This window comes from Aquaticitalea lipolytica, assembly GCF_014641635.1.
In the GTDB taxonomy this organism is placed as follows: domain Bacteria; phylum Bacteroidota; class Bacteroidia; order Flavobacteriales; family Flavobacteriaceae; genus Aquaticitalea; species Aquaticitalea lipolytica.
Window position 1 is genome coordinate 164,701 of sequence record NZ_BMIC01000001.1, and the last position, 13,196, is coordinate 177,896.

At 32.3% G+C, this 13,196-nt stretch carries 11 protein-coding genes; all 11 read right to left on the reverse strand.

Annotated elements, in window-relative coordinates:
• Window positions 1-320: 320 nt before the first annotated feature.
• Entirely contained in the window at window positions 321-1,049 is a 729-nt protein-coding gene (locus IEW41_RS00725) for a hypothetical protein (RefSeq protein ID WP_188604424.1), read from the reverse strand.
• Window positions 1,050-2,233: 1,184 nt separating this feature from the next.
• Window positions 2,234-3,967, reverse strand: coding sequence for a mercury(II) reductase (gene merA / locus IEW41_RS00730; RefSeq protein WP_188604425.1), 1,734 nt, complete (start codon window positions 3,965-3,967; stop codon window positions 2,234-2,236).
• 52 nt (window positions 3,968-4,019) lie between these two features.
• On the reverse strand, window positions 4,020-4,628 hold the full coding sequence (gene merB / locus IEW41_RS00735; RefSeq protein WP_127137559.1) for an organomercurial lyase: 609 nt from the start codon (window positions 4,626-4,628) through the stop codon (window positions 4,020-4,022).
• 60 nt (window positions 4,629-4,688) lie between these two features.
• Window positions 4,689-5,318: a DUF2652 domain-containing protein gene (locus tag IEW41_RS00740; protein WP_188604426.1), complete on the reverse strand. Its 630-nt coding sequence runs from the start codon at window positions 5,316-5,318 to the stop codon at window positions 4,689-4,691.
• A gap of 54 nt (window positions 5,319-5,372) precedes the next feature.
• A complete protein-coding gene (locus IEW41_RS00745; RefSeq protein ID WP_099543803.1) occupies window positions 5,373-5,600 on the reverse strand; it encodes a hypothetical protein in 228 nt (75 codons plus the stop codon).
• An 82-nt stretch (window positions 5,601-5,682) separates the two neighbouring features.
• A complete protein-coding gene (locus IEW41_RS00750) occupies window positions 5,683-6,015 on the reverse strand; it encodes a heavy-metal-associated domain-containing protein (protein WP_127137560.1) in 333 nt (110 codons plus the stop codon).
• Window positions 6,016-6,031: 16 nt separating this feature from the next.
• Window positions 6,032-6,631: a mercuric transport protein MerTP gene (merTP, locus tag IEW41_RS00755; protein WP_188604427.1), complete on the reverse strand. Its 600-nt coding sequence runs from the start codon at window positions 6,629-6,631 to the stop codon at window positions 6,032-6,034.
• Window positions 6,632-6,640: 9 nt separating this feature from the next.
• A complete protein-coding gene (locus IEW41_RS00760; protein ID WP_188604428.1) occupies window positions 6,641-7,012 on the reverse strand; it encodes an ArsR/SmtB family transcription factor in 372 nt (123 codons plus the stop codon).
• A gap of 121 nt (window positions 7,013-7,133) precedes the next feature.
• Entirely contained in the window at window positions 7,134-9,245 is a 2,112-nt protein-coding gene (locus tag IEW41_RS00765; protein WP_188604429.1) for a Piwi domain-containing protein, read from the reverse strand.
• Window positions 9,246-9,316: 71 nt separating this feature from the next.
• Window positions 9,317-10,024 (reverse strand): hypothetical protein, encoded by a 708-nt coding sequence (locus IEW41_RS00770; RefSeq protein WP_188604430.1) that lies wholly within the window; start codon window positions 10,022-10,024, stop codon window positions 9,317-9,319.
• 1 nt (window position 10,025) lies between these two features.
• The gene (locus tag IEW41_RS00775) at window positions 10,026-13,190 is read right to left on the reverse strand and encodes an Eco57I restriction-modification methylase domain-containing protein (RefSeq protein WP_188604431.1); all 3,165 of its coding nucleotides are present in this window, start codon (window positions 13,188-13,190) and stop codon (window positions 10,026-10,028) included.
• Window positions 13,191-13,196: the final 6 nt, after the last annotated feature.

A 13,196-nucleotide genomic window follows, 5' to 3' on the forward strand; every position in this document is an offset into this window, starting at 1 on the left:
TGGTACGGACTTAACACGAAGCTGTACCTTCCGCTGAAATATATGGCAAGTTTTATGCTATTCTTTCAATATGGGTTTTGTTGCTTTAGATTGCTTCTTTTTGCATCAGAAATAAAAAAACAATATTTTTTTTACAAAGAAAAAGAGAAAAAAGAAAGCAGTTCAATTGATGACGTGGACATACTGTCAAGTTTTTTGGAAAAAATATTGCTACACAAAATGACTACAGCAGGATATGCCTAAAGTTGGCTGCAAAATTTTTTTCAAAACCCGTAGGGCTTGAACTTTATAGTATGATAGCGGTGGATGTAGGAAGGCATCTAACTTTGCAACCTTTTTGCTTCTTCCTTATCTAAATATGGATGTTTAAGGCGTTCGTACATTAATTGTCTTAATGGTAAAGTTTCTTCGGTTGGATAGGCATTAAAGTAATTATACATTGCAATTGCCATATGCTTTGTAAAACGATTATATTTTTTAATTGGAATGAAATAAAGGCCATTCAAATTTTCAAACTTATAGAGGATGCCTTGTAAGGCTAAATTATTGTTCTTCAATTTATAAGCCAAATAGAAACTATTATTTGATAAATCTACCTCATCAATATGTTTGAAATTATCAACTATTAAATCTAAATCAAAATTTTCCCTGAATTTCCAATGCCTACCGTTTTTTCTCTTATGAATCAATTTATCTTCTGCTTCATCAGATGTGACAAACGTATTAACTATAAACTTATTCTTTTTTAATTTACCAAGATTGGTTTTTGAGGATAGAATTAAATCAACAATACTGTGCTTATAAAATGTATCAAAACGATTTAAGAAAAGAAAAAACCGAAAGGCCGACATTGTAAAAATAAAGTTTCTTCTTTTTGCACCAGGTACATTAATATTATCGTCCGTGAGATGAATATTGAACTCTTTTCTTTTATTATCAAAACCAATTGATAGGTGTTCTCCTTTATTCAAAGTAGGTGCATTCAGGATAAAACCATTTTCATCAGAATAATTAAAACGTAAAAAAAGTTTTTTTAAATCTTCAATCATTCTACAAAGTTACTATTATTCTTTCGAGCAGGTAATCTAAAAGGCGCGAGCCGGCTGCGAGATGAGCAAGGGTGTTGTGGTAATAGCACGTTGCATTTTTTTTGCATAAGTGCGTACCACAGCAACGGTTTGCCGCAAGGGTGGCGGATTTTTTGATTCTTATTATTAAATCAGAAGGATTTTTATTGGTAGTTCAAAATAGTAATGTTTAGGCAAGTGCAAGGATTGAAGGAAGCAATGGAAGGTTTTGGAATAGTTTTCATTTAAGGTTTGCCGTATTTGAAACGAAGTAATGAAGTTGAGGAAATGCCATATTTGAAGGAAAATATGATTTGAATTTAGTTGAAGGCAAACCGTAATGTAGAAACTATGTGTGGTGGATGTAATTGCTGACTGAATGAGTTGCTCTTGTGTACTGCTTGCGAAATAGGATAATCCGCAGTATTCATTGAAGTTCAAGTTTTCTAAAAAATCAAGAAGTAAAATTCAATAATCTCATATTCTTAATAGCACTGCGGTTATCTTATTTGCAAACTTGGGACGTTCAAAAAATGTGACACCCGTAGACCCACATACTTTATTAAAGCAAATGTTATGGAATTGTGTAATTTCAATTAATACACTAAACAATCTATTGAAGCGAAATTATATGTGGGTTTTGCCCGAAGCGACCCGCAGGCTCGCATAACATTAAGTAGCGGTTGCCCCTTAATAATTTCTAACAGCACAACGTGCTGACCTTATTGGGATTTTAAGGGGCAAAAGTAGCTACGGGTGAGGAAGGCGAGTAATGTGTGAAATAAAACAAATAAATAGTACCAACGAGGACGTGTCGCCGCAGTTGCACTATTTATGGTATATGCAAGCCCTTTTAACTTGTGAGCATTTTGATTGTGAGATTGTCGATTACTACGTAATGACGATATATAAACAAACTGGCTTGCAGATATGTTTTATGGAACTAAATGGAACAACTGACGAACACCTTATTACCTGCTCACGGATTATGATGACTTTACTGAATATAAATTAAAAACAGAATATGTATTTATTTCGTTAATCTATCTTTTTTCCAATTACTAACAAATAATTGTAAAAGCTATAAATAATATTAGGCAATTTATAGAGTACGTAAGTTATAAATCATAATTTGGAAACACGCTGTTCAACTTATTTATATCAAATTAACTTGCACAACAACTCAATTTAGAAACATCCTTACCAAAAGTAATGGCTGCCAGTTTAACAGCTTCTCCCAAAGTCAAGTATGGATAAAAACTTTCAGCCAAATCTTTTACTGTAATTCCAAATTTAATAGCCATACTTAATTGTTGGATGAGTTCACCACCTTCTGGTGCTATTACTCTTGCTCCAATTAATTTATCCGTTTCCGTATTACGAATCAACTTTATAAATCCTCTGGTATCTTGTGCAGCTAAAGCTCTTGGTACATGTGTTAGATCTAATTTTGATACTTCAAAAGGAATGCCTCTTGATTCAGCTTCAATTTCATCCATACCTGCTCCCGCAATTTGAGGGTCTGTAAATACTACCCAAGGTAATGATGCATAATCTACACTTTGTTTTGATAATGAAAATGCATTATTAACGGCTGTACTGCCTTCGGTTGCTGCTGTATACACAAATGGCGGTGTATTAGTGACATCACCAGCTGCATAAATATTGGAAATATTAGTTTCCATTTTTTCATTAACCACAATATGCCCTCTTTCTGATAATTTTAGGTCTATTTTTTTTAGACCTAATTTAGACGTGTTTGGCGTGGTTCCTGTAGCAACAACAATATGTCCTTTTTCAACAATTTGTGTTGTAGAACCATCAGGACAGTTACAATGAATAATAGTATCGTTGCCCTCTTTTTCAAATTTAAAAGCTCTAAAATTTGGAAGAATTTCAATCCCTTCACTTTTCATTTGTTCAACTAAAACATCAGTAATGTCTTCGGTTTGACTTCGTAAAGGCCTATCGGTAAATTCTATGATACGTACTTTTACTCCTAAACGATTATATGCCATTGCCATTTCCAATCCGATATAACCTGCGCCCATTATGGTCAAGCTTTTGGGTTTTTCTTCCAAATCGAATAAGGACACATTAGTTAAATACCCAACTTCATTTAATCCTTCAATATTTGGAATATTCGTGGTTGCACCTGTTGCTATAACAACGTTTGTTGCAGTGTATGTGTCTTTACCATCAACAATAATGGTGTTGTTATTTACAAATTCTGCCCATCCTTTTAGCATCGTTAAGTTTTCAAAATCACTCACAACATCCATATACTTTTGCTGTTGCAGGGCTGCAACCAATGCTTTTTTGTCTTTTATTATTTGAGCAAAATCAATGTCAGCACCTTTTGGTTTTATTCCTGCAAAATTAGAATGTGTTGTATGGTAAGCCGTTTCAGCCGCACGGATTAAATTTTTGGAAGGTACACAGCCAACATTAACACAAGTGCCACCAAAATCTAATCCACCATTAACCATTAGTGTTGTGAGTCCTAAACTTTCAGCTTTTATGGCTGCTGAAAATGCAGCAGAACCACCTCCAATTACGATTAAATCGAATTGATTTTTTCCTTTGTTGGACGCTTTATCTGTCGTGCTATCCGAAATTGAATCACAACAATCCTCTTTTTCATTGCCTTTAACAACCGTATACTTACCAATGCTATTTACAGCGTTAATCAATTCCTCTTTATTCAACTTGGCAGTATCAAAAGTAAATTCTCCTTTACCAGTTTCGTGGTTCACAGAACTGATTAGAATACCATCTTTTTTATTGATATCCTTTTCGATATGTAATGAACAGCCACTACAGGTCATTCCTTCTATCTGTAATGAAACAGTTTCTGTTTTTTGAGATAACTCGTTTTTCTTTTTAAATAAATTCTTCATATTAAAAATGATTTGTTTTTATGTGGTGCTTAATAAATATAGGTGATTATTTTTAACAACATTTTAAGCCAATTTTATTCGATTCAAATAAATCTTCCAAGGTTAATATCTTGCCATTTGCATTGCTGTCAAGCCATTGTTTTGCGGTTTGTTCGCTTGCAAAAAAAGAAACGTGATTACAGAAGGAGCCTCTGATATTGCAAGAGTCCATTTTTTCAACCAAAGAGAGAAATATTGGATACGGATTAGATGATACCAAATGATCACAGTCAATATTCAACTCAATTAAAGAATTGTCAATTGGGTCTTGAGATATAATTTGGGACGAAACATCCAGCCATTCGGTAAACAATATAGCGTCTAATGCACACCAAGTATAAAGTGTTTTGCCTTGCACTATAAACTTGTGGTTAGTAGGTGTGATCGACAAACCAGAAAAGGCTGTAATTTGGTTATTTTCATTTAGCTCTCCTAATAATTCCAACAGTGAATCAGCTTTCTCTTTAGTTGCATCGATAAGTGCATAAAATGTTGTTTTTGGCAGTGGATTGCCTTTAAGTAATTCCCTTTGGACATTCACGATAAAATTATTATCATCAAGTTGAATTTCAGATAACATGGTGTTTAATTGTTTGTCCAAATATTGCTTTGCTGTTTTCATTTTGTATATAATTTAGATTATGTTTATTTCATTTTCCGCACGAAGAAAATGCTGATCATTTTAACAAGTCGTACCTTGTCTGTTCTTTAAACTTAATGCCTTCAAATCGAAATAAGTAATACCAATATCACCGATGTCTTCTAAATTGAAAATGTCGTTGACCAATTCCGTATGGTTATCAAGATGAGTGCCTATAAGTGGAAATTGATTGCTAAAATTTTCCGTGAAAAGTATGTACTCATTTGAGCTAATTTTGTTTTTAAGAAGCCGATGTGCTATTATTAAATCTTTACCAAAGAGTTTACAATAGTCTTTTACCATTACAGAGCCAAGTTGTCCAAAATGAAGCACAAATTTTAGTGAAAGGTTATATAGATTTTGGCAAGACTCACACATACATTTCGATCGTTTAAATTCATCTATTCTTTGATGAAATTTGTCGAACATCAATTGACATTGACTAATGATTTCCGTTGCTGAATATGGAAATTCATAACTGTAAAATAAAATAGCATCGCCTTCGATTTCAGACACTTTAAAATTTAGTATATTATTTTCTAAAATTGATTCGAGCAATAGTGCAATTTTTTCCTGACTATGCCTAATTTCAGAAGTGGCAATGTATTTGGTAAACCCACTAATATCTGGTATAAGAATAAGTGCTGGGTTACTGGTGTGACAAACTTCCATTTTGATATCTTTTTTTAAATTAAGTACTGTATTTTCAGTCCATTTAAAAGCTAACTAGCGATTATCATTTTGAGTTTTAAACCCTATTTTCTTTTTAAATTTTATAACTAATTTTTCTTGAGGTTTAAGAAACTCTTCAATAATTTTTTTACAGTCACTGATGGGCTGTCCAATAAGTTTATCAATTAATTCTTTTGGTGGATTTTGCAATTCACAATCTCCAATTTCTATGCAACAATCCAAGTGGTCCGGATTGAACAATTCTTTATTTGTGTTTTTCATATTATAAAGTATTTAATTAAATGCTTAAATACAAAAAAATAAAATTGCCCCGAGGAAGTCTCTTCGGGGAATTTTCTTTAGGTCAAACTTTATTTTTGACAACTTCTGCCTTAAACCCTTTCTCTTCTATGATAAGCTTTAAGGCTTTGATACTTGTTTTTGAATCGTCAAACTCAATAACAGCAATATCTCCAGGGTACTCAACCGAATGTTCTAAAACACCATCTACTTCTTTTAATGCATTGTAAATAGCATTGGAACAACCTGCACAGGTGATACCAGTAAGCTTTAAGGTCACTGTTTTAACATTTTTGCTTGCTACTTCATTTAAAACTTCTGTTTTGCTACTTTGTGCGTTTGCCTGAAAGGAAATTAAAAACAACGCTAGAATTGGTACTACTAATAGTTTTTTCATGATTTTTATTTTATAATTATTTCTGTTTTACAACTTTATAGCCAGTAGAATTTATAGCTTTTTCTATATCTTCTTTAGATGTTTTTGTATTGTCAAACTCCACTTCGGCATTAGCTTTCTCATAAGAAGCAGCTACATTAACAATACCTTCTAATTCGTTAACAGCGTGCTTAACGTGTTCTTCACAAGAAGCGCAAGTCATACCTTTTACATCAAAATTTACAGTTTGAATGTCTGATTGATTTACGACAATAACCTCTTTTTTGTTATCTGGATAAAATATATGAGAACAATAAGGAAAGCTAATTGAAATAGCTGCAAACAATGTAATGCCTATTAAAAAGCCTTTGGTTTGATACCATTTTGGTTTTGCATCAACTTCGCAACAGTCATCGGCTTTTTTGGGTTTTAAGTAAGCATACCAAGCATAGCCAATAGCTATTGCAGCTAAACCTATTAAATAGGGTCGAAAAGGTTCCATCCAAGATAGTGCAGATGCACTTCCTCCAACACCAGCTATTAATGCAATTACTGGTGGTATACAACAAGACGATGCTGCTATGGCAGCAAACAAACCTGTGTAAGCTGCATTTTTTGATGTGTTTTCTGTTTTCATTTTTAAAAATTATGCGGTTTTTCTAATTAATTCTATGGATTTAAAAATGCTATTAAAAATCTCTGTTTCATCACTATTTAATGAATAGTAAAGCGTTTGACCGTCACGTCGTGATGTAATAATTCCTGCATCTTTAATTTTACGAATGTGTTGAGATACAGCAGGGACGCTCATTTTTAAAATGTCTGCCAAATCACAAGGACATAATTCGCCTTCTTCTTCTAAAAGGTAGAGTATTTTTAAACGTACATCGTTCCCGGCAATGGATAATAATTTTGTCAATTTCTGAAAACTTCCTTCCATTTTATGTAATTTTTCCATACAGTTTAATAACTGTTTATGGTTGGCTTCTGCTCTTGTACAGGTTATTTCTAATTTCATAAGTTATGTTTTATAGGTGCAAATATATAATTAATTATGTATTTAAGCAAATACTTAAATACATTAACTAATAATTAACTAATAAATAGAAAGATGATGGCTCGAAAAGTGTACTTCTAAACTACAAAAACCACAATTTGTTTTTTGCATCCTCTGGAACACCATTATTGAATCGTGGTGCTATTTGTGCTACCATTTCGGGATATTTGATTGTAATTGGTACATTTTGCTGTCGTAAGGATTTCCAATACAATCTACTGAATTGATATACTTGGGTTAACAATTCTAATGCTACATTAGCATCTTCAAAAGCATCGTCGTCTGGACTACTCATTTTAATTTTTATTGGAAATGGATAACCGTCTGTATCTGTATAGTATTGTGAATTTGGATAACGTGCATTATTAAATAACAAAAATTGGTTGCTGTCTATACGAATGTATGTACCACTTACCGGCATTAGTTTTTTGTTCCAATTTAAGTCGTAAGCAATGATATCTTCGGATTCTGTTTTGTTGATGTTAAGAATATATAGTGGCACTCCTAATTCTAATTGATGCATTCCTTCAACAATAGGCTGTAATTCTTCATATTTCATTTCTTTGTAAAAATGAATGACTACTTTATCTGCTTGAGCTACTGAAGTAAAATCTCTAATAGCTTTTAAAATGCTTCCTGCTAATAACTTGGTTTGGTTTTGATTGAAATATTCAAAGTTTCTGAATAGACCGTTATTTTGAAAACTAAAAGCACTTGCTATGTAACGTCTGTTTTCGCCTTGATTGGTAAAGGCTCCTACGCCAATTACTAATTCTTTTTTATCGGTTACTGCTAACTTCCAAGGTGCACCACCTAATTTAGCGTGTATTGCCAATGCCATATTTTGTAAGGAAAACTGGAAGTTGTATTGATTTTCGATATTGACTACCATTTTTTCATAATCTACAACCTGTGTAACAATGCCTTCATTTAAAAACAATTCCTTTATTTGAATATAAATTTCTCGGTCTTCGGGATCTGGTGTAAACTTATCGAAAGGGCTTAAATAAAAAGCCGCATACTTTACATTGTCGTGGTCAAATTTTAGGTTTTCCAGCTTTTGGATGATGTCTGGTAAAGGGTCATTTTCGTTTGTAAATTCAATAAAATGTTCTTTGGATGTTGATGCTTTTATGTTTACATAATCTTCTATCCCTTTAAAATATTTCTTTTGTGCTGTGACACCAAATTTTAAATTGTTATAAAAACTTTTTATGGCTTCTTTATGTGAGGTGTGGTATATAAAAAAGAATTTAATATTTGGACCTTTAGGACGTCTGTAAGGTGTAAACATATTCATAGCCTTTTTAGGCACTAAATGCGTTTTCTTATTCCCATATTGATCTTTACCAAACTCCAATAAACCTACTTCTGGATTGATGTGGTTGATGCGATTACCTGGTACATCTATAAATTCGTCTATTTTAAAAGGAAATATGGCTTTAAATTCTTCTGTAAATAGATAAGAGGTTGCAAATTTATTGATGAGTGCTACATACTTTTGATATTTATTGGTAGGTCTTGTAGGTTCTTCAATTGGAATGTTTAATGCTCTTGCGAGTTGTAAATTGAATATAGGGAAGGCTTTATCAAACACAATACTATTATAAAACTCTTCTTTATCTTCTGTATCGCGTTTCATTTGATGATTGACCGTTTTTTGGCCATATACGCAACGTTTTATATACTCTGTTTCCTCAATATCTTTAACAGACTTTGTAAGGACTTTTGATGTACCATCATACGATACTATGAGTTCTGGTAAATCGGTGAGTTTTGCGAATTGTATTTTAAATGAAAACTTATAGTAGAGGTTATAGTCTGCTGTATTCCCTTTTTTTGAAGGCATCCATACTTGTACATCCCTCACAAAGTTTTTTACTACGATATAACCTTTTTCTAAAAAGTAGTTTTTTAATTGAAGTTTAAGGAATTGCTTGTAAATTCTCAATTCTCTACCATCTACTAACTTAATTTTTATACTTGGTGCATCAGGTATTTGTTGTGTAAAGGTGGTAAATATTTTGTCTTTGTTTGATAGGTCTGCATCTGGAAACACCTCTTTAATCTGCTTTGAAAACTTTGATTTGTGAATGGGGTGACTACCTTCCATATCTTCTAATGAAAAATAAAAGGTTGGTGCACTATTAGGCCATTTAAAGTTTAGTATGTTGGTTTTTAAGTGTTCTTGCATAGGTAATGAGGTGTTTTGGGTTTTACATATTTTTGCTTTTGGTTTTAATTTATGAGATTGATTTAAGTTGATTATATATATACTTCAAATTTTTCTAACCTTTCAAAAAGACCAATTATGTTATCTATTATTTCATCAATGAAATTTTTATTATCGAATAGTAAATTGTGTGATTCAAAATCTTTCCCTCTAACATAAAAAGTATATCTACCTTTAGAAAAGGCTTTTAAGATTTCCAATTTTTTATCTTCACCAAACAGTATAGTACTGTTATTATGTACTATACAATTGCGTACTCGACGTAAATTGTTAATGTACGACCAATGAGGTTCTAACTCTTTCATATTAACTCCAGCTGAACGTGTTAGAAATAACTTTGCTTTTTCAAACTCACTATTTCCTCTTAAATCTTCCAAACCAAATTCTTTGTTATGATTTAGACAATAGGAATTACAAGCATCCTGTATAGTTCGTTCAACAAAAGAAAATAACTGTGTAATCATTGAAGCTCTAAAACTTTGTACAAAATCTCTATCAATTTCAATTACTTTATCCACCAAGGAATCCTGTAAATGGTTTAAATAATCATCAGCATACTTTTTAGGTTCCTGCTCAATTTTTGCCATTATTTCTTTATACTCTTTTTCGTGGTTAGATAAAGAATTATCAAAATGGTCTTCAACAAACTTTGCATAATTACGAAAGGTTTGTAATTCTAAATCCAGAAAGAATATGTTGTTATCCTTTATAAAATCTGTATGGTCGTTTAATCTTGACATATTAACTATTCTCTACTATTTCTCGTTCTTCTTGGGTAAGGCCATAGAGGTCGTACACCATAGTATCAATTGTTTTTTCTGTTTGGGTTATTTGGGTTTGTAGGTCTTGGGCTTTTTTCTTGTTGTCTTCAAATAGCTCTAACCACTCAAACTCGTCTTTTTTGGTAAGCGGTGTGCCACTTGCATTTTTTATGGCTTTGTTGAGTTCTTTAATAAAGTCTGCAAAGTCCAGCTCGTGCCAGTTTTGTAGTTTTCGGGTCAGTTTTTCTAAATTAAATTGTGATGATATGTAATCTTGAAACCTTCTTAATTGTAAAGAAAAATCTTTGGTATGAAGAATTATAAATGAAACCTTATCACTATATAATTCCTGTATTTCAATACTAACTTTCTTAATTGGTAATCTTTCAATATATTTTGGTTTAATATTATAATCGATGTGCACATTTTTAAAGTACACATTCATAAGTTTCGAATTTAGAAGAGCTAATAAATACTCCAAAACAAACTCATTATTAGTAGATTCAACAAAAGAAAAATTATTTAGAGGATAATATTTTCCAACTTCATCTAAAGCACAAACCAATCTTGTGTCCATACTTAATTTTCTGATATATTGTATCAGTATCTTTTTTCTTTCAAAACTATTTTTTGAATAACCTGCAAGATGCTCCCCAAAATTCAACTTATCGCCTTCCCAAATAATTGAATATTTTTTTACACAGCTTGCAGATGGGATACAATATTTCCAATCTTGACCAACTGAATTTATTTCATTTTCTTTCTTTACATATTTATTATTATTACCTGTTTTAATACCATATCTAACATTATATAAATTCTTCAAACTAACACTACCATTTTGCATTTTTAATAATAAAGAGGTTAATGCAGGGGTTAACTGTAAGTTAAAGGATAGGCTTTGAAACTTTGCCCAATCTTTTGGGATAATTATATTTTCTCTGAACTTATCACTTTCAATCAAGTAATTTGGAATAAAATTTGTTTTTAGTTTATATGTTGTAATAGCTTTATTCTCTTTTATAAAAGTGTTTCTAATTACAAATATTGCGGGAACAATATCAGGTGCATCAACAAATATTCTCTTTTCCAATTCAATTAATGATACTATCTGCTTTTTAAGAATATCCTTTCTAATTAAAAGGTATTTATCTAAATAATACCAAGTGTTTGGTGTAATAAAACCAAGAAAACCATCATTCTTTATTAGCTTATTTAAAGCTAAATCTGTAAAATGAACATAGGTTTCTATTTCACCTTTATTACAAACATAATTTGACAAAATATAATCTCTTTGAGGTTTAGGCACTTTTGCACCCCAAGGCGGATTTCCAATCACTACATCAAAGCCTTGTTTTGATTCGGCAGATTGCTTCGTTCCTCGCAATGACGTTCCAAATATTTGAGGAAATTGCTCTTGCCAATTAAAGGCTTTATCTCCTGCTACGGTTTTACTATCAATTAATGAATTACCACATTTTATATTGTTGCTTAAATCGTTGAGTTTACGTCGTGGTTGTGCTGTACGCAGCCATAGGGATAATTTGGCAATTTCTACAGATTCTTCGTTGAGGTCCACTCCATAAATATTGTTTTCTAAAATTGTAGTTTCTATGTCGCTTAAAATAAAGCCACCACCCAAAACTTTAGCTTTTAATTCATCAATGTAGCGGTGTTCTTTTATTAAAAAGTCTAACGCTTGGTTTAAAAATGCTCCAGAGCCACAAGCTGGGTCGCAAATGGTTATTTGCAGTAGCCAATCTCTGTAATTCTCTAAAACCTCTAATAGTTGCTTTTTGGTGTTTTGGTGTGTTCCCTTTTTTATCTCGAAATAGGCTTCTTCCTTAAAACCTAATTGGTCTTTTTTCTCTTGACAAAGTTTACCAACGGTATTTTCTACAATGTATTTGGTAATGTATTTTGGTGTGTAGAACACGCCATCTTTTTTACGCTTGCTTTTTTGCTTATCGAACTCGCCACCTTCAATTTCGGCATTTACGCTTTCTATTTCGTTGAGTGAATTTTCAAAAATATGTCCTAAAATGTTGACATCTACTTGACTGCTAAAATCGTATTTAGCGAGTTTGTAGGCGTGTTTGTAGAGTAATGCATCGTCAATCTCCAAACTATCTATAATAGCGTCCGGTTTAAAGAGACCTCCATTATAGGCATAAATTTCAGCTCTTGATGTTGTGCCTTTTCTGCCTTCGTCTAAAAAATGAAAGTATTGTTTAAAGAGGTTATACAATGGACGTTCGTCACCAAAATCGATGTCGGCTTTCCACTTGTCTAAAATCTGTATGGTTGAGTTTGGTGGTAATAGATCTCTATCTTCAGCAAAGAAAATGAACAGAAAACGGTCTATTAACTTTTGAGATTTTTTGAATAGGGATAGTTTGACGTTTTTTTCGAGGGCTTTTTGGTCGTTACTATCGCCTTCATTATTAGATTGCCGCGCTTCGCTCGCAATGACAGCATCCATTTTAATGCGTTTGGCGTTGCGTTTTACCAAGTCTCTAAAGAGTTCTCTTTTAAATACCGAGTAATCGTTGTAAAACTGTTTGGTAATTTTGTCTTCTTCTACTAAAGAGGCTTCTTTAATGGTTAAAGGAAGATTGTTTAGAATATTGTCTTTGTGTAAGCACAGATGTAATAAGGCAAATTCTTCTGGTGCTAATTGAAACAAATTGAACTCTAAAAACTCGGTGGCGTCGTTAATATAAAACCTCAACTTCTCGAAGTTGGATGTTATGACATACACACAGCCTTTTTGATTGGCTTTATAATCGAACGCCTGTTTGCGGATGCTTTCTAAATCTTTGGTGTTAGTGCCTTTTAATTCTATCACTCCAATAGCGTTTCCTTTGCTTAAAATAGCGCCATCTGCCTTACCTGCTCCTTTTTGATTTTTAAACTCTGTAGTGATATTGAAATCAGGCTTTGGATTAAGCGTATAATCCAAGATATTTACAAACAGCTCATCCAGAAACTTTGCCTGGTATTGCTCTTCTTTAGAGTTTTTAATATTTTCTTGAATGGTAAGGTTATGAAAATACTTGGTGTATTTTTTATAGGCACGCTCTACTACATTACTGTCTTGCTGTGTGAGGTATGTTTTTAATACTGATGTTTGGAATAATGCCATTTATAA